At 45.2% G+C, this 22,997-nt stretch carries 20 protein-coding genes; 15 read left to right on the forward strand and 5 right to left on the reverse strand.

Annotated elements, in window-relative coordinates; translation table 11 throughout:
• Positions 1 to 240: 240 nt before the first annotated feature.
• The 6 genes from AB4493_RS09095 (at position 241) to AB4493_RS09120 (ending at position 6,182) form a co-directional block, all read left to right on the forward strand.
• A complete protein-coding gene (locus AB4493_RS09095) occupies positions 241 to 1,632 on the forward strand; it encodes a COG3014 family protein (protein ID WP_017065296.1) in 1,392 nt (463 codons plus the stop codon).
• On the forward strand, positions 1,632 to 2,015 hold the full coding sequence (locus AB4493_RS09100; RefSeq protein WP_017060222.1) for a YcfL family protein: 384 nt from the start codon (positions 1,632 to 1,634) through the stop codon (positions 2,013 to 2,015). The genes AB4493_RS09095 and AB4493_RS09100 overlap by 1 nt, the downstream gene beginning before the upstream one ends.
• Positions 2,016 to 2,101: 86 nt before the next feature.
• Positions 2,102 to 2,692: a penicillin-binding protein activator LpoB gene (gene lpoB / locus AB4493_RS09105; RefSeq protein WP_017060223.1), complete on the forward strand. Its 591-nt coding sequence runs from the start codon at positions 2,102 to 2,104 to the stop codon at positions 2,690 to 2,692.
• 185 nt (positions 2,693 to 2,877) lie between these two features.
• Positions 2,878 to 3,732 carry a phosphotransferase gene (locus tag AB4493_RS09110; protein ID WP_017060224.1) on the forward strand — a complete coding sequence of 285 codons (855 nt, stop codon included), beginning with the start codon at positions 2,878 to 2,880 and terminating at the stop codon, positions 3,730 to 3,732.
• A 108-nt stretch (positions 3,733 to 3,840) separates the two neighbouring features.
• Positions 3,841 to 4,380, forward strand: a complete 540-nt coding sequence (ycfP, locus tag AB4493_RS09115) for an alpha/beta hydrolase YcfP (protein ID WP_009847155.1) — start codon at positions 3,841 to 3,843, stop codon at positions 4,378 to 4,380.
• A gap of 512 nt (positions 4,381 to 4,892) precedes the next feature.
• Positions 4,893 to 6,182 carry an NAD(P)/FAD-dependent oxidoreductase gene (locus AB4493_RS09120; RefSeq protein ID WP_009847154.1) on the forward strand — a complete coding sequence of 430 codons (1,290 nt, stop codon included), beginning with the start codon at positions 4,893 to 4,895 and terminating at the stop codon, positions 6,180 to 6,182.
• Between the two features lie 111 nt (positions 6,183 to 6,293).
• Here the strand turns inward: AB4493_RS09120 and AB4493_RS09125 are convergent, their stop codons facing one another.
• The 4 genes from AB4493_RS09125 to AB4493_RS09140 all read right to left on the reverse strand — a co-directional run bounded on the left by AB4493_RS09125 (position 6,294) and on the right by AB4493_RS09140 (position 11,845).
• Complete coding sequence (locus AB4493_RS09125) at positions 6,294 to 6,839, reverse strand: GNAT family N-acetyltransferase (RefSeq protein ID WP_017060225.1); 546 nt, start codon at positions 6,837 to 6,839, stop codon at positions 6,294 to 6,296.
• 137 nt (positions 6,840 to 6,976) lie between these two features.
• The gene (locus AB4493_RS09130) at positions 6,977 to 7,744 is read right to left on the reverse strand and encodes a peptidoglycan binding protein CsiV (protein ID WP_017065298.1); all 768 of its coding nucleotides are present in this window, start codon (positions 7,742 to 7,744) and stop codon (positions 6,977 to 6,979) included.
• Positions 7,745 to 7,807: 63 nt separating this feature from the next.
• Positions 7,808 to 11,269: a transcription-repair coupling factor gene (gene mfd / locus AB4493_RS09135; protein WP_372154900.1), complete on the reverse strand. Its 3,462-nt coding sequence runs from the start codon at positions 11,267 to 11,269 to the stop codon at positions 7,808 to 7,810.
• Between the two features lie 6 nt (positions 11,270 to 11,275).
• A complete protein-coding gene (locus AB4493_RS09140) occupies positions 11,276 to 11,845 on the reverse strand; it encodes a hypothetical protein (protein WP_004736257.1) in 570 nt (189 codons plus the stop codon).
• Between the two features lie 227 nt (positions 11,846 to 12,072).
• Here AB4493_RS09140 and lolC point away from each other — a divergent pair, with 227 nt between their 5' ends.
• From lolC to lolE, 3 genes are read left to right on the forward strand one after another with little or no spacing between them, the layout of a single operon-like run.
• Positions 12,073 to 13,281 (forward strand): lipoprotein-releasing ABC transporter permease subunit LolC, encoded by a 1,209-nt coding sequence (gene lolC, locus AB4493_RS09145; protein WP_102429154.1) that lies wholly within the window; start codon positions 12,073 to 12,075, stop codon positions 13,279 to 13,281.
• Positions 13,274 to 13,966, forward strand: coding sequence for a lipoprotein-releasing ABC transporter ATP-binding protein LolD (gene lolD, locus AB4493_RS09150; RefSeq protein WP_017060230.1), 693 nt, complete (start codon positions 13,274 to 13,276; stop codon positions 13,964 to 13,966). The genes lolC and lolD overlap by 8 nt, the downstream gene beginning before the upstream one ends.
• Positions 13,967 to 15,211, forward strand: a complete 1,245-nt coding sequence (lolE, locus tag AB4493_RS09155) for a lipoprotein-releasing ABC transporter permease subunit LolE (RefSeq protein WP_372154901.1) — start codon at positions 13,967 to 13,969, stop codon at positions 15,209 to 15,211.
• A 205-nt stretch (positions 15,212 to 15,416) separates the two neighbouring features.
• Here the strand turns inward: lolE and AB4493_RS09160 are convergent, their stop codons facing one another.
• Positions 15,417 to 15,929, reverse strand: a complete 513-nt coding sequence (locus tag AB4493_RS09160) for a DUF2062 domain-containing protein (protein ID WP_017060232.1) — start codon at positions 15,927 to 15,929, stop codon at positions 15,417 to 15,419.
• Between the two features lie 17 nt (positions 15,930 to 15,946).
• Here AB4493_RS09160 and AB4493_RS09165 point away from each other — a divergent pair, with 17 nt between their 5' ends.
• The 6 genes from AB4493_RS09165 to cmk all read left to right on the forward strand — a co-directional run bounded on the left by AB4493_RS09165 (position 15,947) and on the right by cmk (position 22,942).
• Entirely contained in the window at positions 15,947 to 18,277 is a 2,331-nt protein-coding gene (locus AB4493_RS09165; protein ID WP_017060233.1) for a DNA internalization-related competence protein ComEC/Rec2, read from the forward strand.
• 31 nt (positions 18,278 to 18,308) lie between these two features.
• On the forward strand, positions 18,309 to 20,057 hold the full coding sequence (gene msbA, locus AB4493_RS09170; RefSeq protein WP_017060234.1) for a lipid A ABC transporter ATP-binding protein/permease MsbA: 1,749 nt from the start codon (positions 18,309 to 18,311) through the stop codon (positions 20,055 to 20,057).
• Between the two features lie 13 nt (positions 20,058 to 20,070).
• A complete protein-coding gene (gene lpxK, locus AB4493_RS09175; protein WP_372154905.1) occupies positions 20,071 to 21,078 on the forward strand; it encodes a tetraacyldisaccharide 4'-kinase in 1,008 nt (335 codons plus the stop codon).
• Positions 21,059 to 21,238: a Trm112 family protein gene (locus AB4493_RS09180; protein WP_004736429.1), complete on the forward strand. Its 180-nt coding sequence runs from the start codon at positions 21,059 to 21,061 to the stop codon at positions 21,236 to 21,238. Before lpxK ends, AB4493_RS09180 begins: the two co-directional genes overlap by 20 nt.
• Positions 21,238 to 21,984, forward strand: a complete 747-nt coding sequence (gene kdsB / locus AB4493_RS09185; protein WP_017060236.1) for a 3-deoxy-manno-octulosonate cytidylyltransferase — start codon at positions 21,238 to 21,240, stop codon at positions 21,982 to 21,984. The genes AB4493_RS09180 and kdsB overlap by 1 nt, the downstream gene beginning before the upstream one ends.
• Before the next feature lie 277 nt (positions 21,985 to 22,261).
• Positions 22,262 to 22,942 (forward strand): (d)CMP kinase, encoded by a 681-nt coding sequence (gene cmk / locus AB4493_RS09190; RefSeq protein WP_372122071.1) that lies wholly within the window; start codon positions 22,262 to 22,264, stop codon positions 22,940 to 22,942.
• Positions 22,943 to 22,997 lie beyond the last annotated feature (55 nt).

The raw sequence follows: 22,997 nt of genomic DNA on the forward strand, positions 1-22,997 counted from the left end.
TTTAAACGCGCTCATTAGTGGGTTAACACAAGTAGTTAGTTGGAAAATTTGTAGTTTGTATGCCAACTTTAAGTTCTATCTGTTGTCTGAACATCGGCATCGCCTAGGCAGAGGCTAAATCAGTAGGGTTTCAACTGGCTTGAGATCCTTTTTACAACGCGTTTCGTTTTGATAATGAGACCATTAAAGGTCAGCAGACCCTAATAAAGTAGGCATTTTAAACATGCACGGAGACGATAAGTGAAGCAACAGTTTAGATTCGCTTCCATTGCCCTGTTATCGGCGTTGACCGTAGGTTGTGCGAGTATGTCTGCAGGAAGCCTGTTCAGTCATTACAGCGCACAAAACAAAGCGATCTACCAAGCCGTTAAATCTGGAGATTATTCAGAGGCTCAGCAAGAGCTACCAGATTACGCGGCAGGCGACATCCTTGATAACTTTGAAAGAGGCAGAATTAATCTGCTGGATCAAAAATACCCTGAGAGTAAGGCTTCGTTTGAAGTGGCTGATCAGGCGGTTACTGAGCAGCAACGCAAAGCCGTGATCTCAATCTCAGACAGTGCAACCAGTGTGGGTGCGTTGGCTGTGAATGATAATATTACCGAGTATGTGCCAGCCGATTACGAGTTGGGCTTTCTTCATCTGTATCTCGGTTTAAATTACCTCAAGAAAAACGATTTAGAAGGTGCGGTGATTGAAATGCGTCGCGCCAACCAAGTTCAAGAACAAGCGAAGAAGCAACGCGAGGCTGAGTTAGACAAAGCAGCCAGCGATGCGAAGAAGCAAGGCTTGTCTGCCAATGTGGGTAGCATCCTTGCCAATTACCCTGATGCGGGTAAGAAACTGCAGTCAGTACAGAATGCGTATCTGATGTTCTTGTCTGGTCTGCTTTATGAAGCGTCAAATGATTTAAACAGCGCCTACGTTGACTATCGTCGTGCTTTGGCTGTGATGCCAGATAACCAAGAAATCATCGATAGAACCATGGCAACAGCCGCTCGTTTAGGGATGCGACAAGATTTAGCAACATTAGAAAAACGCTATAAGCAATCTTCTAAACTTAGTGCAGGTGAAGGGCGAGTGATTGTTCTTCAAGAGCAGAGCGCTGTGCAAGCTATGGACAGTTGGCGACTGGATTTGCCTGTTTATGACAGTCGCGATCAGGGGGCAATATACTCTCTTGCGCTGCCATATTACCCAAGTCAAAACGTAGAGCGTTTTTCTGCCTTGCGAATCAGCGGACAGCCGCTACAAGAACATTTGATCACTGATGTAAACGCGATGGCGCAGAACGATCTATCGGAACGTATGACAAGCATTGTTATTCGCCAAGCGCTACGTGTAGTCGCGAAAGATCGCATTCGAAAAGAAGCAACCAAAGGCGATGATGTCGGTAATATTCTGTTCAACGTGTGGAACACACTGACAGAGCAACCAGACACTCGCAGTTGGCAATCATTACCTGCAGAGATTAAGAGCAGTACGTTTGTAGCAAATAGCGGTCAATATACGTTGGAAGCGGGCGCTAAAACGTACGACTTTGATATTCGAGAAGGGCAGACCACCTTGGTGTGGATTTCTCGACAAGGAAACAATGCAACAATGTGGCATAAACAGCTAGGGAGGCTGTAATGAAAAAGTGGTTAGTGAGCTTAGCAGCGGTTATGGCTCTGGCTGGTTGTGCTGATAATACAGCTGGCGTAAGGGTCGATAGTCTGACTCAGAACGTTTTCTTTGGTGACAAGGTATTGGGCAGCCGTTTACAGGTTGAAGATATTCGCACCGATCTGGTCGACGGTCATACGCGAGGAATCGTTCGTTTAAACAGTAACTATAAAGGCGATCAACATATTCTTTATCGTTTTTACTGGTACGACGATGCCGGGCTTGAGGTCAACCTTAAACAAGGTCCTTGGAAGCAAGCGATTGTTCGTGGTTTTGAAAGTATTTCGTTGTCGGAAGTGTCGGTAAACCCGAAAGCGACTCAGTTCAGAGTCCAGTTCCGAGAGCAGTAAGTTAGATTAAACGGGTCTCATGATTCGTAAATACAAGAATTTAAGAGTGTGGGTAACCCCGCTCAGTGATAAGTTGAGGAAACAAAATGAAAAAGAGTGTCATTGCGCTACTAGGTTTAGCGGTTATTTTAGGCGGTTGTTCAAACAAGGTAAGCTACGGTGATGCACAAGCAGTAGAAACCACGACAATCGATTTCGGTTCAACTGACCTTCAAACGATTGCGGGTGAAATGGTCGATAGCATGATGGCGTCTGGTTCTGTGTCTTACATTACTCGTGAACAGCGTCCAATCGTGTTTGTAGAGCGAATCAAGAACAAAACAAGTGAGCACATCGATACTGAGTCAATCACTGACACTATCAGTACTAAGATGCTGAACTCTGGTAAGTTCCGTTTCGTTGATATGGACCGTGTAGAGTCTGTTCGTGACCAATTGAACTTCCAAAACAACGATGAGCTTGTAAACCAAAGTTCAGCGATTCAATTCGGTAAAATGGTTGGTGCTCAGTACATGCTGTACGGCAACCTATCAAGCATCGTTAAGAAAGCGGGTAGCGATGAAGACGTATACTACAAAATGACGATGCGTCTAATGGATCTTGAGTCTGGCTTGATTGAATGGGCTGACGAGACTGAAATCCGTAAGCAACAATCTAAGAGCCTACTAGGCCTTTAATTTCGCTTACTTGCCAACTATGTGCAGCCGGATTTGACAATGTCTAGTATTGGCAGCGCTTAATCTTGACAGCGTATAGCTTGGTCACACGCCAATGCAGTGCATGATGTGCTGTTTATGAAGAGACACTGGCTTTTGGTCAGTGTCTTTTTTGTAGGGAATGAAGACGTTTATAGGGAGTAAATATGGCAATTTTTTCTTGGTCTGAGGCTAAGCTTCTTGATACCAGTTTGAGTTCGCTTGACGGTTACTTTTCTGAGCCTCCAGTTAGAGCACAGACATTAACAGGCGGTTTGACCAATCGATGTTGGAAGTTGGTCGATGCCGATGGTACTGCGTATGTTTGGCGGCCAACCACACCTATCACCAAAGCGTTCTTCATTTCTCGCCATGAAGAGTACCAAGTGCTGTCTGCCATTGAGCGACTCGGTATCGGGCCAAGCCCAATGGTAGTGAATGAGCAGGGGTTACTGGTTGAGTGGATTGCGGGTGAGACACTTTACGAAGATCTAGAACTCGATGACCTGTTGAAAACGCTGATCTCTGTTCATCTGGTTAATACTGCGCGATTACCACTGCAACCATTTAGTTTCACGGCGCGAGTCGACCATTACTGGCTGCAGCTTGATGCGATTCATAAGACCGAAGCCTGCACTAAGATTTATCAAGAGTGGCGCGTGGCTCCGAGTATTACCAATGTTGACCTGTCTTTGTGCCATTTTGACTTAGGTGGTTATAACCTAGTGAGAAACAGTGACTGCATTAAGATTATTGATTGGGAATACGCTGCGCTCGCAGACCCTAGGCTCGATTTAACATTAACCATTGCGGTTGCTGGCGCGCCAGTCACAGAAGCGGTTGAGAAGTACTGTCAGCTGCGAGGAATCCATGATGTTCAGCCTTGGCTTGATGGTGTAGAAGCATGGTTACCAAGAAGCCAGATGATGGCGATGCTATGGTATTTACTTGCTCATCAGCTTTGGGGCGATGAAAGTTATCTGCGTGAAGCGGAGGCTCTGAGTCACACTTTATGTAGCTAGGATCACGTTTAGGAAGTGAAAAATATAATTTCTCAGCTGTTACCTTTAAAACCTTGTTTTTCGTGTTAGATTGATCAAAACGTACCAATATTCAACGGGGGAGGTACAATGATTATCTATCTACATGGCTTCGACTCAACAAGCCCGGGCAATCACGAAAAAATACTGCAGTTGCAATTCATTGATGATGACGTTCGTTTCATCAACTACAGTACTTTGCATCCAAAACACGATATGCAGCATCTGCTAAAAGAAGTGCATAAGGTGATAGAGCAATCCGATGATCCGCATCCCATTATTTGTGGTGTAGGTTTAGGTGGTTTTTGGTCTGAGCGTATTGGTTTCTTATGTGGGATTAAGCAGGTGGTGTTCAACCCTAATCTGCACCCTGAGAACAACATGGTAGGTCGAATTGACCGTCCAGAAGAGTACGAAGACATCGCAACTAAATGTGTTGCTCAGTACCGTATGAAAAACAAAGGACGCTGTTTAGTGGTGCTTTCTCGTGAAGATGAAATTCACGACAATACCAAAACAGCTGCCGCGCTAGAAGATTACTATGATGTAATCTGGGATGAGAAAGAGAGTCATAAATTCAAAAAGATCTCTCAACATCTTCAAGCAATGAAAGCGTTCAAAAACGCTTAATCAATTCAGATGTTTTATAAAAGCAGTGCTCAATGAGTGCTGCTTTTTCACATCTGAATCTTAGAGATTGGTATTGATAAAGTAGTTGTATATGTTTTATCGGTCGGTTTGTGCATTTATAGATCAGTTTGCGCAAACGTTAACTAATTAGTCGCGAATCCTCATTGAGGGTAAGGATTTTTTTGTTGCGGTCATCTTTTTGCTATATATAATGTTCCCAAGCAAAATATTTTGACAAATATCAAAAAAAATTGAGAGCGAGTGAAAAAACTTGCCCATAATTTGTGTTCTGCCTCTCAGGTAGTCACCTTTTATATCCACGTGAGCAAAGCAACAAACCATTATTTGTTGTTTGTAACCCCTCTAACTACTCGGTGAGCTGTCGTTATTCTTTTTCGCGGTAACCCAATTTGTAACAGCCTTCGCATTCAAGGCCGAGTAGATACATAGAATTTATCGGTTGGAGTAATCGAGCCGAACCCCATTTGTTCATTTTGTAGAGGATTGTCATTGTGACAAAAATTATCGTAGTAGGCGGCGGTGCTGGTGGTTTAGAACTAGCCACTAAGCTAGGCCGCACTTTAGGTCGTAAGAAACGTGCCCAGATTACTCTGGTAGACCGTAAAGCAAGCCACCTATGGAAACCATTACTTCATGAAGTAGCAACGGGCTCACTGGATGAAGGTGTTGATGCATTAAGCTACCGTGCGCACGCAAAAAACCATTACTTCGATTTCCAAATGGGCAGCCTGAACGACATCGATCGTGAGCGTAAAGTGATTGCACTAAGCGAGCTTACAGACGAGCACGGTGAACTGCTGATGCCAAGCCGTGAACTTGAATACGATATTCTAGTGATGGCGCTAGGCTCAACGTCAAACGACTTCAACACTCCAGGCGTTCGTGACAACTGTATTTTCCTTGATAGCCCAGAGCAAGCACACCGTTTCCGTACAGAAATGAACAATCAGTTCTTAAAGCTTCACGCTAAGAACGGTCAAGGCACGGTAGACATCGCGATTGTTGGTGCTGGTGCAACTGGTGTAGAGCTTTCTGCAGAGCTACACAACGCAGTTAAAGAACTTCGTACTTACGGCTTCGGCGACCTAGATTCAAGCAAGCTGAACGTAAACCTAGTTGAAGCGGGTGAGCGTATTCTTCCAGCTCTACCTCCTCGTATTTCAAGTGCAGCACACTCTGAGCTAACCAAGCTTGGTGTGAACGTTCGTACGAATACGATGGTGACTCAGGCGGATTCTGACGGCCTAACAACCAAAGATGGTGACAAGATCCCAGCTCAAATCATGGTATGGGCAGCAGGTATCAAAGCACCAGATTTCATGAAAGATATCGGTGGTCTTGAAACCAACCGTATCAACCAGTTGGTTGTGAAGAACACGCTGCAAACAACACTGGATGACAACATCTTTGCAATCGGTGACTTGGCGCAATGTACACAAGCAGACGGTTCATTCGTTCCGCCACGTGCACAAGCGGCTCACCAAATGGCAAGCTGTGCATTCAGCAACATCATTGCTAAGTTGAACGGTCGTGACCTGAAAGACTACATCTACAAAGACAAAGGCTCGCTAGTTTCACTTAGCCGTTTCTCTACGGTAGGTAGTTTGATGGGTAACCTGACGAAAGGCTCGATGATGGTCGAAGGTCGTATTGCTCGTGTGGTTTACATCTCTTTGTACCGCATGCACCAGATGGCGCTTCACGGCTTAATCAAAACATCACTGATGATGCTGGTTGGTCGTATTAACCGTGTACTTCGTCCAAACCTAAAGCTTCACTAATCAGGTAAGCCTTCTCAGAGCATTACGCTGATAATAAAAAAGAGCTCTTCGGAGCTCTTTTTTGATCGTGTCGATTATGGATTATCGCAGGTGTTGAACTCATTTCTGCTGTTAAGACGTTGGAGGTAGCACAGAATAAACCACGCCATCTTTCGGCTTACCGTTAAACAGAAATCGATTCTGGGCAATGGTTTCTCGCTCAGCGCCACACTTCTCGATCAACTTTTGGCTGGGTAGGTTCTCGGTATCGCAGACAATTTCCAAACGCGTTAACTTGAGTTGCGCGAAACAAAATTCAAATAGGGCGAACATCGCTTCTTTGGCGATCCCTCTCCTTTGAAAGTCATCACCGACCCAATAACCTAAACTCGCCATATTAAAGGTGTGGTAAAGCTCATTAATGGCAACCATACCGACTAACTTATCGCTTTTTCGTTCAAAGATGCCAAAGCCAAACGCATCGGCTTTCACCCAGTTCAGGCGAGTTGCCAGAATAAATTTCTCGGCCTCGACGATAGAAAACTCTTTATGACACCAGTCGACCCATGGCAGCAAGCTAGGGGAGGACTTAACCAGCTGAGAAAATTCTTGAGCATCTGAGGCCTCAATGATTTTAAGGCTAAGATTTTGTGTGTTGATCTGAAATTCAGGGCTCATAGGACGTACCAAGTAACGTGTAAGTACTGAACCAAGAGAGTCAGTACAGAATAAAGATAGATAGCACTTAATAAAACGCCCTCACTAGGAGGGCGGATTGAATTATTTATATAATTATAGCCGAATCGGCAAGTAACTTACTGCGCTACACGTCGAACTTGAATCACCATTCCAAGAAGTGGGTGGTCAAGGTAGTGAGTTTCTGTACTGCGCATACGACGTTTTTGGTCCATGCGGTAGCTCTTAAGGAACTCTTGGACTTCAACCGTCGGAGAAATTTCAGTTAGATTGCCTACCTGGACGTTGCTTTCTGCGCCACTTACTGGTGAATCTAGCTCAATTTGTTGCTCTTGTAGAGTCACTTCACGAACGCTTGGCGCTTTTAAATCTAATGTCGTTTCAGCGTATAGGTAGTGCTGAACGTAGATTTGCAGCTTGCCGTCTAATTCGTAGAGTGGCTTATCAATGGTCTCTTCTTGGAACCCATCAGCGCTGCCTGCAGTGATTGCGCCTTTTTCAGAGCCATCAGCATTAAACTGTTTAGAGAAATCTTTACCTGCTTGAATATGGAAAACAGGTGCCGAGCTCTTACCTTGGTCGCCTTGACGCCAAGCGGTATGCATCAGAACTTCAAAGCCAGCGTGTTTACGTAGCTTGTCTTTCTGAGGCGTTAACTTGTATTCCGAGTAAGGTAGCATTTGAACGCCTTTCTTTGCTCGGTATTGGGTATCTTGAAATGAACCAACGCGTTCAAGTGAAATCTTAGGCTGTGTATTTGGCCAAGATTCGTTCACCTTCTCTGCATCAACAGCGCGCTTAAAAATGATCACTTCTATATCAAATTGTCTCTGCGCCAAACTTGGCAGTGAGACGAACAATAGTAGCAGTGGGATCAGTCTTTTCATTTTTACTCCGTCTTCCAGCCGAACTACCGGCTGGATAATTTATATGTGCAAGTGGATTGGGTCTTATGCTGAAGGCAGCAAGTTTTGTCTGAATTCGCCCAATAAATCACTAACAAATTGAATTCGCTTCCGTCTGTCGACCAATGGTATCGTAAACTTGAACTTTGTTGGTCCTTCCATTGAAAACTTTTGCGGTTGAGATTGCAACAGTTTAACAAGGTAGGTCGGGTTTATGTCAGCATCCGGGTAGAATTCTAAGAATCCACCCTTATCGTGGGCTTCAATTTTCTTCGCTTTGATAGACGCTGCGGCTAATTTTAGCTCAGAAACTGATAACAAGTTCTTGGTTGCATCAGGCAGAAGGCCGAAGCGATCAATCAGCTCGACTTTCAACTCTGCCAATTCGTCGGTGTCACTCACAGTCGCAATACGTTTGTATGTTGATAAACGCGTGTTGATGTCTGGAATATAGTCGTCTGGCAATAGTGCAGGCAGACGCATCTCAATTTCAGTTTGTTCACGCAATAGATCATCAAGCGAAGGCTCTCGACCTTCTTTCAACGCTTCAACCGCTTGTTCAAGCATCTCCATGTACAAGGTGAAACCAACCGACTGGATTTGACCACTCTGTTCATCACCCAACAGCTCACCCGCACCACGAATCTCTAAATCGTGAGTTGCTAGGGTAAAGCCTGCGCCCAAGTCTTCGAGCGAAGCTATCGCATCCAATCGCTTGATCGCATCTTTGGTCATTGCTTTAGGGTGTGGCGTTAACAAGTAAGCATAAGCTTGGTGGTGCGAACGACCTACACGACCACGTAATTGGTGCAGCTGTGCTAAACCAAGGTTATCGGCTCTGTCCATCAAGATGGTATTTGCCGTTGGTACGTCGATACCGGTTTCAATGATGGTTGTACACACCAGTAAGTTGAAGCGCTGGTGGTAGAAGTCATTCATGATGCGTTCCAGTTCGCGCTCTCGCATCTGGCCATGAGCTACAGTCACGCGCGCCTCTGGAATCAGCTTTTGCAATGACTCTGCTGTTTTCTCAATCGTGTCGACTTGGTTGTGTAGGAAGTAAACCTGGCCACCACGCATGATTTCACGCAGCACCGCTTCTCTGACGATGGCATCATCACTCTCGCGAACGAAGGTTTTAATTGCCAAGCGTCGTGCGGGTGGTGTAGCGATGATCGAAAGGTCACGCATGCCACTCATTGCCATGTTCAGCGTTCGCGGGATCGGTGTCGCAGTAAGCGTTAGAATATCGACATCCGCACGCATCGCTTTCACTTTCTCTTTCTGACGCACACCAAATCGGTGTTCTTCATCGACAACCAGCAAGCCAAGGTCTTTAAACTTAATATCACTCGAAAGTAGCTTGTGAGTACCCACTAAGATATCGACCTTACCGTCGGCGACATCTTGCATGATCAACTTCTGCTCTTTAGCTGATTTGAATCGGGATAGAACCTCAACACGAATCGGCAAGTTGGCGAAACGGTCACGGAAGTTCTCGAAGTGTTGCTGAGCAAGTAGGGTAGTAGGAACTAACACCGCCACTTGTTTACTGTTATCCGTACAAACGAATGCTGCGCGCATTGCGACTTCTGTTTTACCAAAACCAACATCACCACACACTAAGCGGTCCATGGCTTTTGCTTGGCACATGTCAGACATCACCGCATTGATTGCCATCGCTTGGTCATCGGTTTCTTCAAATGGGAAGCCAGATTTGAAGGTTGCGTATTGCCCGCGATCTAAAACAAATTTATAGCCAGGTTTAAGCTCACGCTTGGCGTAAACATCCAGCAGCTCTGCAGCAACGTCACGTACTTTTTCAGCGGCACGCTTACGCGCTTTTTGCCACGCCTCACCACCTAGTTTGTGTAGCGGTGCAGACTCTTCGGCGCCACCAGAGTAACGTCCAATAAGGTTCAAAGACGCAACGGGCACGTACAGCTTGGCATCGTTTTGGTACTCAAGTGTCACGTATTCGGTTTTCATGCCACCGGCTTCGAGTGTCTGCAAGCCGATGTAGCGACCAATACCGTGGTCAATGTGCACTACAGGTTGACCTGGTTTAAGTTCGGCTAAGTGACGAATGACAGTGTCGCTGTTAACACTTTTTTTGTCTTTCTTACGGCGCTGAACAACGCGATCACCCAACAGGTCGCTTTCACAGATAAGGGCGATGTTTTGCTCTTCATGGATAAAACCGTGTTCAGCAGAGCCAAGGATGAGGCTGAACTTGTCTTTGCCTTTAATTGAGGCATCGAGGTTTTCAACTTCGCTTGGTCGTACTTTAATACCACGAAGCAGTTCACTCAGCGCTTCACGACGACCTTCTGATTCAACCGAAAAGACCACTTTTCCTTCGAAGGCTTCAGTGAACTTTCTTAGGTTTGCGAGTGGTTCTTTATTCTGATGTTGAACGCTGAGATCAGGCAGAGACACAACCGGAAGGTTGGTACGTCCGGCTTTTTCTTCAATTGAATCTAAGCTCAGATTGACCTGTGGTTTTTGTTTGAAATGTGCGAACAGTTCGTCTTTTTGTAGCCAAAGTTGTTCAGGTTTCAGCAGTGGTCGTAACGGGTCAACACCGCGTTGTTCGTATCGATGAGAAACGTCTGTTAGGAATGAATCTACCGCGGTCTCGACATCACCTAGAACGAGGATTTGCGCTTCATCGGCAACATAATCAAACAAGGTTTCAGTATGGTCGAAGAATAGCGGCTGCCAGTATTCAATACCTGCGGGCCAAGTGCCTTTTGAAACCTGCATATAAACCGATTCTGGTTCACGGCGCGCATCAAACTGTTGGCGCCAGCGAATTCGGAAATCTTCAATAGCACTTTCAGAGGTTGGGAACTCGTGAGCTGGCAGCAAACGGATCTCAGAGATGTCTTCAATAGAGCGCTGATTTTCAGGATCGAAAGTACGGATGGTGTCGATCTCGTCATCGAAGAAGTCGATACGATACGGGTCTTTGCTGCCCATTGGGAACAAGTCGAGAATTGAACCTCGACTCGCATACTCACCTGGGCCAAACACTTGGTCTACATAACGATAGCCAGACTTTTCAAGTTGAAGACGCAGCTTCTCAAGCGAGTACAGATCACCCGTTTTCACCATTAAGGTGTGCTGCAACAAGAAGTCACGTGGCGACTGACGTTGTAGTAGCGTGCTGATCGGAACGATCGTGATGCCATCTTTTAACGTTGGCAATGCATAAAGGCGAGCGATACGGTCAGAAATGATCTCTTGGTGCGGTGAGAAGCTATCGTATGGCAGAGTCTCCCAATCAGGGAATAGTGCCACTTCATGTGACGTAAACTGTTCAATTTCTGATTGAAGCTTGAGTGCGATTTGAGGATCGGGCACTGCAAGTAAAGTATGGCTGTTATGCTGCTCCGCAAGTCTAGCGATAGCAAGCGCGAGAGATGAACCAACTAGGTTACCGATGTGTTTTTTATCACCGGCACCTTTGAGCTTAGGTAGTGTAAAAATGGATTGTTTTGTCATGTCTATTTACTTGTTATCTCGTTCTAGAGAGCGTTGACGTAAGAGCTTTTGTTGTTGATGAAGCGCAGCTTTGATCAACAAGTCTTGGTCAGTATCACGAAGATGAGCATATTTGAATTTGATTTCGAAACCTGAATCTTTAGGTTCACTAGCGAAGACTTCCGCGTAGCAATAAATAGCGGCGGCAGGGTGCTCGATAAAGAGCTTGGCTTTAACTAAGCGACCCGCTTCGATATCTGTTTTGGAAAAACAAGAGAACTGACTCGCGCCAAATGAATACGTGTGGGTACGAAATTGTTCATCATCTTGTTGCGATAACATAAAGCTCAACAAGAGGTTTAATTTAGAGTTCTGTGCATCCAATAAACTGATGACATTCTTCAAGTCGCTGTTTTTCAGTTCGTTGCGAGCACTGTCAGCTAATAGATCCAATTGGCTAAATTCACTTGCCACGACAAACGGGGCAGGGATCTCAGATTCGAATTGAATTTGAGAAGGTAAAGTGAAGCCGCTGTCCATTGGTTCAATATTCGCGGTGAGGCTGTGGTGAACGGTGAAAAACTCTTGTTCTGTCATGCGTTAGTTCCTTGAAGTGATCTATTGATTATCGCTATGTGGCCGCAGTAATCAAGGTCAGTTAATTGAAAGTCTCAAATAGTTGTTTGAAATCTGGCTATTTGACAAGGTTCTGTTTTTCAAGCCTAACTAATTGAGTTAATTCACTCTATATTTTCAATTAACCCCTACACAGTAACAGCAATACCCGTTACATTAACCCGCATCCCCTTTAGATGGTTCAAAGTATGTTTCATCCTATTTCGTTGTTTGTTGGCCTGCGCTATTTGAAAGGTCGTTCAGGTGATCGCTTTAGCCGTTTTGTTTCTTATATGTCGACGGCAGGTATCACCATTGGTGTGCTGTCTTTGGTTACTGTTTTATCGGTAATGAATGGATTCGAAGCGCAGTTAAAAGACCGAATTCTCGGTGTTCTTCCTCAAGCGGTGGTTTATGAGCAAGGTGGCACCACCTCTCTTTCTGCCCAAGCGCCTAATTTTGCAGAGCAAATCTCGCTTAATGGTCACGTTGAACCGATTGTCCGCAGTGAGGCGGTGATTCAGAGTCCGGCTCAATTATCTGCGGGTTTGTTAATTGGCATTGAACCCAATTCAGATGACCCTCTTCAGAACCACTTGATTGCGGGCAGATTGTCTTCACTTAAAGCGGGTCAATATCAGTTGTTCCTCGGTCATACTTTGGCGAGAAATTTGAAGGTATCTATGGGTGACAAAGTTCGCTTGATGGTGACCAGCGCTAGCCAATACACCCCATTAGGTCGTATTCCAAGCCAACGAAATTTCACCGTTGCCGGTATTTTCAATACAGGTTCTGATATCGACGCTCAACTGATGGTGACAGACATCCAAGACGCTGGGCGTTTGATGCGTTATAAATCAGACACTATTTCAGGCTGGCGACTATTTTTTGAAGACCCGTTTGAAGTCGCAGAGTTATCAACTCAGCCATTACCGGAAGGTTGGTTGTGGAGCGACTGGCGAGACCAACGAGGTGAGCTATTCCAAGCCGTTCGTATGGAAAAAAACATGATGGGTTTAATGCTTGGGCTTATCATCGGTGTTGCTGCTTTCAATATTATCTCAGCACTTATCATGGTGGTGATGGAGAAGCAGTCTGAAGTCGCGATTCTTAAGACCCAAGGCATGACTGATGGTCAAGTCATGGGGATCTTCATGGTTCAAGGCGCAAGTAGTGGCGTGATTGGTGCGCTCTCTGGTGGTGTGTTAGGCGTTGCTCTAGCGATGAACCTTAATACTATTTTAGAGGCGATGGGCGTTGCTCTATTCTCCTTTGGTGGACAGTTACCAATTTTGATTAACCCAATTCAAATCGCTGTTGTTGTGGTTCTGGCTATTGCACTTAGCCTGATTGCCACTGTATTCCCTTCTTATCGTGCATCGTCTGTGAAACCTGCTGAGGCCCTTCGTTATGAGTAATTTTCTTCAATGTAATGATATCCGTAAAACGTACCGTGAAGGCTCGTTAGATACTGAGGTGCTCAAGGGAGTCAGCTTTGACATCGAAAAGGGTGAGCTAGTAGCAATCATCGGTACCTCTGGCTCGGGCAAAAGTACCTTACTGCATATCTTAGGCGCATTAGACGATGCTTCTGCGGGCAGTGTGAGTTTTCTTGGTCAAGATTTAGCATCTTTGAGTTCGAATAAGCAGGCGAAGCTTCGCAACCAGCATCTTGGCTTTGTGTATCAGTTCCATCATCTTCTATCTGACTTTTCAGCTTTAGAAAACGTGGCGATGCCGTTATTGATTGGCGGCGAAAAGCCCGCTAAAGCAAAGCAAGAAGCACAACGTTTGTTGGACAAAGTTGGATTGAGTCACCGCGTGGACCACCGACCTTCAGAGCTTTCTGGTGGCGAGAGGCAACGTGTGGCGATTGCTCGTGCATTGGTGAATAAGCCTGCGCTAGTGTTGGCGGATGAACCAACCGGTAACCTTGACCATAACACCGCACTGTCTATTTACGACTTAATGCGTGAACTGAACCGTGAATACGATACTGCCTTTTTGGTCGTGACTCACGATGGTGAACTTGCCGGTAAGATGGATCGCCAACTTCACATGCAAGATGGTTTACTGGTCAACGTAGAAAAAGAGGAGAGCTAAGTGTTTTCCTCTTTATCTCTATTGATAGGCGGCCGATTTAGCCGTGCGAAACAACGAGACAAGATGGTGTCGTTCATCTCATTGTCTTCGACCATTGGTATTGCGGTTGGTGTCGCGGTGATCATTATCGGCTTATCTGCGATGAATGGCTTTGAGCGAGAGCTTCAATCACGAGTACTTTCTGTCATTCCTCATGGTGAATTTGAAGGCGTGAATGAGCCTGTGACTCGTTGGGAGCACGTGATTGAGGAGTCGGTTAAGCACGATAAAGTCGTTGCTGCTGCGCCTTATGTAAAAATTACAGCGCTTGCTGAAAAGGGCAAAGAACTCAAAGCAATTGAAGTTCGCGGCGTTGACCCACAACTTGAGCAACAAGTATCGAGCCTGTCGAGTTTTATCGATAAGCAAGCTTGGAGTGAGTTTAAAGCAGGGCAACAACAAATCATCTTAGGTTCTGGTGTAGCGAATGTGCTGGGTGCGAAAGTCGGTGATTATCTGACTTTGATGATTCCAGCGGTAAACGGTTCTGTGAAGGTTCAGGCGCCAAAGCGTGTTCGAGTGAAAGTGGTTGGCTTGCTGACGCTTAATGGTCAGATAGATCACAGTTTGGCGCTAATCCCGATTGGTGATGCTCAGGTCTACGCAAACTTAGGTGAGGCGGTAACTGGGGTTTCTTTGAAAGTGACCGATGTGCTGAACGCGAACTCTATTGTGCGTGAAGTGGGCAATCAGCTTGATGTGTATGTGTATCTACGAAGCTGGCAGCAGAAGTTTGGTTTCTTGTATCGAGATATCCAACTCGTTCGTACCATCATGTATCTGGTGATGGTACTGGTTATTGGTGTGGCTTGTTTCAATATTGTCTCGACGCTAATGATGGCAGTAAAAGACAGAGAATCAGAGATCGCGATTTTAAGAACCATGGGTGCATCGGACGGCCTTGTGAAGCGCATCTTTGTTTGGCAGGGCGTATTCTCAGGCGTGTTAGGCAGTTTAGTGGGCAGTGCAATAGGTGTGCTAGTCGCTCTTAATCTCACGACACTAATCAAAGGACTTGAAAAGTTGGTCGACCACCAGTTCTTGTCCGGTGATATCTATTTTGTCGACTTCTTGCCATCACAACTTGATATGACGGATGTTGTTGTGGTTTCCGGCACTGCGATTGTGCTGAGTTTACTGGCGACATGGTACCCAGCATCACGCGCGGCGAAGTTGAATCCAGCCTCAGTGCTGAGTTCTAAATAGCATTCGCCTAAATAACAGGCCGTCAGTTTTCAGTCGATACAAAAAAGGATCCCAGTGGGATCCTTTTTTATTGAATTCAATTCGTGTTCTTTACGACTTTCGTTACATGCCAATCTTGCAGAGGTAAGTAGCTCATCCGATTTTAACTTGTGTACGTTTTAAGTGAAGCGCATACAAGGTTAGATTGAATAACAAGAAATGGCGTTCAGTGCCTTGCTTGTCGCTTCTTCCAACTTCTTACTACTGAGTAGCGCCATAAACCGCGAATACCAAAGTAGCCAATCATTGCTGAAACCACGCCACAAATCAGACAACCCAATAAGAACGGAGGCCCTATAGTGCTCATTTGCGCCAAGATGAAGTCCCAAGACAATTCGAAATGGAAGGCTTGCGGTGGCACATGCATAACAAACGCCCCGACTTTATAAGCAAAGTAGAAGAGAACAGGCATGGTAACCGGGTTACTGATCCAAACAAGTGCGACAGCTAAAGGCAGGTTAACGCCACATGCGACAGCAAGGCCTGCAGACATAATCATTTGACTTGGTAGAGGGACAAACGCCATGAATAACCCAACAGCAAACGCGCCAGCCGCAGAGCGACGATTAAGGCACCATAAGTTGGGGTTGTACAAAACATTGCCAAAAACTTTCAATGCTTTCTGACGCTTGATTAGATCATGGTCAGGCATAAATCGTTTGATAAACTTTCTTGGCATAGGAGGAAGCTACTCTCTTGTTTAACACTTGGTTCTTGATTTCATTTGCTGCGACAGTTGTGTCTGCCAGCTTCTGGCCTGTGATGCCACATTGGGTTTGGGCACCATTGATGCTGTTGTTACTGCTAGCACCAACAAAGTATAGCGTTTTCCGGAGTGCAAGAGGTCCAGTAACAGCATTGATACTAGTTATCTGCCTAGGGAATGCGATTGAAATACAAACGAGTCGCTTATTCCAATCAGGGCAGAATACTACCATAAATGCGTCGGTTGTTAGCCTTTTTAGTGAAAATAGCCACGGTTTTGAAAGCGTAATAGTAGTCAGATCAATTGGCGGCGAAAAATTAATCTTTCCTCAATTGATAAAATTGCGTTTGTTTACTCCTTTCAAGCTAACGCTTGGAGATGATGTCTATTTATCGGCCTCAATAAAGCCGATATGGGGCAAACTCAACGAAGCCGGCTTTGACCGAGAAAAGTACTTGTTTAGTGCTGGCGTGGTTGCCAATGCAACTTACAGAGCAGATACCAAGTACCGAATTCATTCTAGCACCAACTTACGCGCCCAATGGTTTGAAGCCAGCCTTGAAAGGTTAAGTCTGCTGGCAAATCAAGATCTCATTATCGCTTTGAGTTTTGGATATCGAGACCTTATTCCGCCTCAGCGGTGGGATATGCTTAAAAGCAGTGGCCTGATTCACTTGATGGCTATTTCGGGGCTGCATATTGGGATTGCCTTTGGTATCGGCTATCAGATTGGCAAGATATTAAGGTTACTTTCCCCTTCATTTCTTTGGTTACCTACAATATTCGGGCTCGGCTTGGCGTATTTCTATAGTTGGTTTGCTGGATTCACGCTGCCAACTTTGAGAGCTTTGGTGATGTGCGTTATCGCGAGTTATTTCTTGTGGCGTGGGCAAAATATCAGTTTGCTTCGGTATGTTACTTTAAGTGTGTGCGTGGTTCTGCTGATTTGGCCGTTTTCAGCTTTGTCGAGCAGTTTTTGGTTGTCCTTTGGTGCATTGGGCGCTGTTTTCTATATCGCCTGTAATACTCAGCGCTCAGCTTCAAGCTTTACATTTATCGACTACGCACTCCAACTTATTAAGCTTCAACTGATGCTGACATTCCTTATCGCGCCTTCCTCGATGTTGTTTTTCAAAGGAGTCAGTTTAGTCTCTGTTTTCTACAACTTGTTCCTTTTGCCTTGGGTATCGATGGTGACGATCCCGCTGTTGTTTCTGGCAATGTTTCTAAGCTTAATATCGGAGTCAGTGTCTGGCGTGGTTGGTATAACAGCGCTAGACAATGATTTGGTCAGTCAGCTGTGGAAGTTAGTCGACTTATCGCTTGAGCCTCTCGTATTTAGTCTTCCTTTCTCTGAGCGATTTTGGATCCAAGTCGATAATCAGACGATTGCATTATCAGTATTCCTTATCTTGTTTTTGAGCTTTGTTAGTCGGTATTTCAAGCGAACATTATCGATATTGGTAACTGCAGTGTTTGTGCTGTGGTGGGAGTTCAGCAAACCCCAGCAAGACAAACTAACTATTGATATCTTGGATGTTGGGCATGGGTTGTCTTTGGTCTTGGAAAAGAACAATCAGATTGTTGTTTATGATCTTGGCAATGCGTGGCCAGGAGGCTCGGTTGTTGAGTCTTTGTTGATTCCTACTTTGAATCAGCGGGGGATTTATGAATTAGAAGGCGTGATTGTGAGTCATTTCGATTCTGACCATGCTGGTGGTTATCCGGCATTACTTGAGAACTATACGCCAAAGTGGATAAGAACCAGTCAGAACATTATTCAAGAACGCCAATCTATCACTCAAGCCCCGTCTAATATTCAAACATGTACTATTGGAGAGGTTTGGAACTGGCAAGATGTTGTTTTTGAGGTGTTGTGGCCGCCTAAGCAAGTAAAGAGGGCGTATAACCCACATTCGTGTGTGGTCAAGATCTCAGATCATAGTGCTGATTTCTCAATGTTGCTCACTGGTGATATTGAACTGGTAAGTGAGTGGTTACTTGCTCGTGAAGGAGAACAGCTAAGGAGTGATGTTATGTTGGTTCCGCATCATGGCAGCGATTCGTCATCGATTAAGTCGTTTATTGAGGCGGTGTCTCCTCAGCTGGCGATAGCTTCTCTTGCCAAAGGCAACCAGTGGGGAATGCCGAGTGAGTTTGTTATTGAACGTTATCAGGAAGCGGGGAGTACTTGGCTAGATACTGGAGAAAGCGGACAAATAACCATCACTCTTAGCAAAGAAGGTTGGCAATATCATGCGATTAGAGAACAACAAGGCGGGCAGTGGTATAGGCAGATGCTCCGTAAGGGAGTAGAATAGATAGATTATTGTGAGAAAATTAAGCGATTCTATGTCAACACAAACAGATGAAACTACCTGGGTCACATTTAAAAGACTTTGGACTTATATTCGATTATATAAGGCCGGCCTAGGTGTTGCGGTAATTGCGCTTATTATAAATGCCGTTTCTGATACCTATATGATTTCCTTACTAAAGCCGTTACTTGATGAAGGCTTTGGTAATGCTGAATCTGACTTTTTACGTACACTTCCACTTATTATCTTTGCCATGATGTTCGTTCGTGGCGTCAGTGGCTTTGTTTCAACCTATTGCTTGAGTTGGGTCTCTGGCAATGTGGTGATGGAAATTCGTCGTAAGATTTTCAGCCATTTCATGCACATGCCTGTTTCTTTCTTCGATAAAGAACAGACAGGCGCATTGCTATCTCGAATTACTTACGATTCAGAGCAAGTGTCTGCAGCAACCAGTAAAGCGTTAGTCAGTATTGTCCGTGAAGGTGCAAGTATTATAGGCTTGTTGACGCTGATGTTCTGGAATAGTTGGCAGTTATCTTTGGTGTTATTTGCTGTAGCGCCTTTGGTTGCGTGGGCGATCAGTATCGTATCGAAGCGATTCAGAAAGATCTCTAAGAACATGCAAACTAGCATGGGTCACGTTGCTTCTTCAGCTGAACAAATGCTGAAAGGGCATAAAGTGGTTCTAACTTACGGTGGTCAAGATCTAGAAAAACACCGCTTTGATAAAGTTAGTAACCAAATGCGCCAACAAAGCATGAAGTTAATCACTGCTCAAGCGGCCGCTAACCCGATTATTCAAATGATCGCATCAGTTGCGATTGTTGTTGTTCTATTCCTTGCTAGTGTCGATTCTATTAAAGCCGAGCTTACTGCTGGTACGTTTACCGTTGTGTTCTCTGCAATGTTTGGTCTATTACGTCCGCTAAAGGCGTTAACTAACGTAACGTCTGAATTCCAACGTGGTATGGCTGCGAGTACGACTCTATTTGGCTTGATGGATCTAGATACCGAGCAAAACAAAGGGACGTTGAAACCTGAAACTGTAATGGGTGAAGTGGCTGTTAAAGATGTCACGTTTACTTATGACGGTGCAGAGAAACCAGCACTTGATAAGATCAGCTTCAATATACCGAAAGGTAAAACGGTTGCGCTTGTTGGGCGATCTGGCTCGGGTAAGAGTACCATTGCTAACCTATTCACTCGTTTTTATGACGTAGACTCTGGTTCAATTGAGCTTGATGGCCACGACATTCGTGATTACGAATTGAGAAATCTGCGTGAGCACTTTGCGCTCGTTTCTCAAAATGTACATCTGTTTAACGATACGGTGGCTAACAACATCGCTTACGCAGCAGAAGAACAGTATTCACGTGAACAGATCGAATACGCGGCTAAGCTTGCTCATGCAAGTGAGTTTATCGAAGGCATGGAAAATGGCATCGATACCGTTGTTGGTGAAAATGGCGCAAGCCTTTCTGGTGGTCAAAGACAACGTATTGCGATTGCACGTGCTTTATTAAGAGATGCGCCTGTGCTGATTCTTGATGAGGCGACGTCTGCACTGGATACTGAGTCAGAGAGAGCGATTCAATCTGCACTAGAAGAACTGCAGAAAGACAAAACAGTATTAGTTATCGCACACAGACTCTCTACCATCGAGCAAGCTGATGAAATTCTAGTGGTTGATGATGGACATATTGTAGAAAGGGGCGCACATGCTGAGCTAATCGCGCATGATGGTGCTTATGCACAATTACACCGAATTCAGTTCAGCGGATAAATTAGGTCTTGTTGTGATCGAAAAGATTTGGTTTAACAGTCACCCGTTGAAATATCTTCTCTGGCCGCTTTTGTGGCCACTGAGTCTGCTGTTCAAAATGATCAGTAGTCGGCGTCGTGACGCTTATCTCTCAGGGAATAAAGAGACCTACCGCCCGCCTTTACCTGTTATTGTTGTGGGCAATATTACTGCTGGTGGAAATGGTAAAACACCGGTTGTGATTTGGTTAGTTGAGATGCTTCAGGCTCACGGCTTTAAACCCGGAGTCGTATCTCGTGGCTACGGTGCAAAAGCACCAAGCTATCCGTTGGTGTTGGATGAAAATACCCCAGCTGAGCATTCGGGTGATGAACCTCGCTTGATTCGTAAGCGAACTGGTGCGCCAGTCGCAGTCGACCCTGTGCGAGCTAACGCAGTGAAAGCATTGCTGAGCAAAGGCGTTGATGTGATTATCACTGACGATGGCCTTCAGCATTACGCGCTTGAACGCGACATTGAATTTGCAGTTATCGACGGCGCAAGACGCTTTGGTAGTGAGAGTTTGATTCCTTTAGGTCCATTACGAGAGCCGGTTTCTCGTTTAGATGAAGTCGACTTTTTGGTAAACAATGGCGGTAAAGCGCACGGTCGAGAGTTCTCGATGTCTTTGCTTCCAAGCCAAGCAGTTAACCTAAAGACTGGTCAGAAAAGGTCTGTGGCAAAATTACACAAGCTGGTGGCTTTTGCCGGTATTGGCCACCCACCGCGCTTTTTTAAAACATTGGAAGATCTTGATGGTGATGTGGTTTTCACACAGGGCTTCGCCGACCATCAAGATTTTGATAAAGATGAACTTCATGCCTTAGCTAATAAAGGTATGAATCTGATTATGACAGAAAAAGACGCTGTAAAATGCGAAGAATATGCGCAAGATAACTGGTGGTATCTTCCAGTTTCTGCGCAGTTTGATGAAGATTCGCAACAGCAAATTTTAAAAAGAATAAAAGAGGTTATGGAATACTATGGATCACCGTCTACTTGAGATCGTTGCTTGCCCTGTATGTAAAGGTAAACTAACTTTTGACAAGGATAAGCAAGAGCTTGTTTGTAAAATTGATCGCCTTGCTTACCCAATTAAAGAGGGTATTCCTGTTCTTTTAGAACCTGAAGCTCGCACCGTTTCTATGGATGAGGGTAAGTAATGTCTTATACGGTTGTTATACCTGCAAGATACCAATCGAGCCGTTTACCAGGGAAGCCACTTGCTGACATTGGTGGAAAGCCGATGATTCAATGGGTATACGAACAGTCAATGAAAGCGGGTGCCGATAACGTTATTATCGCTACCGACGACGCTCGAGTTGAAAAAGCGGCTAAAGCATTTGGCGCGACCGTTTGTATGACATCACCGAATCACGAATCGGGCACTGAACGCCTAGCTGAAGTGATTGAAGTTATGAATATTCCTGATGATCATATTATCGTGAATGTTCAAGGTGATGAGCCACTTATCCCACCTTCAATCATTAATCAGGTTGCCAACAATCTTGCTAACAGTACAGCCCCGATGGCAACGTTAGGTGTGGAAATTACTCATGCTGATGAAGTGTTTAACCCTAATGCCGTTAAAGTTGTAACCGATAAAGACGGTTACGCCTTGTATTTTAGCCGAGCAACCATCCCTTGGGATCGCGATGCTTACGCGAACAACGGTACTGCAGCGGAATCTCCTTTGCTTCGTCATATTGGTATCTATGCTTACCGAGCGGGTTTTATCAATACCTACATTAATTGGGAACCAAGCACTCTTGAACGTATTGAGTGCCTAGAGCAATTACGAGTACTTTGGTACGGTGAAAAAATCCACGTAGACGTTGCGGCGGAAGCACCGGCTGCTGGTGTTGATACGCCTGAAGACCTAGAAGCGGTTCGAGCTATTATTGGCTAAGCTTCTTTGAGCGAGTTCTTCTTTGCTCTACAAAATGAAAAATCATGAGCCTTGCCTATTGCGAGGCTTTTTTCTATCTATCGAAAAGCGCGTGCGTGTCTTATTAACCTAAGCAAACGGATATTGAGATAGTTGCATTGGTTTATGCATCATCAACACGGAATTATCTGAGATTTACCTCGCTCGAGTTCCAATTTTTCTCTATAATATGCCGCCTATAAAGTAGTGGCGAATCGCTAGTACAGAATAAAACTTACGACAAAACGTGGAGTAAAAGATGCCTTCTCAAAGCCCAGTGATTACGGTTGATGGACCAAGTGGTGCAGGTAAAGGTACCCTGTGTATGTTGCTAGCAGATAAGCTAGGCTTTCATCTTCTAGACTCAGGCGCGATCTATCGCGTATTGGCTTTAGCGGCAATTCACCATGGTGTGGATACTGAATCAGAGGATGCTTTAGTACCGCTTGCTACACACTTAGACGTGCAGTTTATTGCTGAAGGCGACTTAGTTAAGGTTATCCTAGAAGGTGAAGATGTGTCTGGTGAACTTCGTAAAGAAGAGACTGGCATGGCGGCTTCAAAAGTTGCTGCTTTACCTCGCGTTCGCGAAGCACTGCTTCGTCGTCAACGTGCATTCAGCGCTGCGCCTGGTTTGGTTGCAGATGGCCGTGACATGGGAACGGTTGTGTTTTCTGAAGCTGAAGCGAAAATATTTTTAGATGCAAGTGCTGAAGAGCGTGCGAGTCGCCGCCTTAAACAGTTGCAACAGAAGGGGTTAGATGTTAAATTTGACGACCTTTTGAGCGAGATCCAAGAGCGAGACGACCGAGATCGTAATCGCCCAGTGGCGCCACTTCGCCCTGCAGAGGATGCTCTAGTGCTTGATTCCACCTCAATGAATATTGAGCAGGTAGTAGAAAAAGCACTACACTATATTGAATCGAAACTGGCTGGGTAATTTCGCCGAGCTAGTACGAACGTTGGTCGCAAGGATGATGACCGGCGAATTTATC

Source organism: Vibrio sp. 10N.222.55.A1 (genome assembly GCF_041473835.1).
Taxonomy (GTDB): Bacteria; Pseudomonadota; Gammaproteobacteria; order Enterobacterales; family Vibrionaceae; genus Vibrio; species Vibrio crassostreae_C.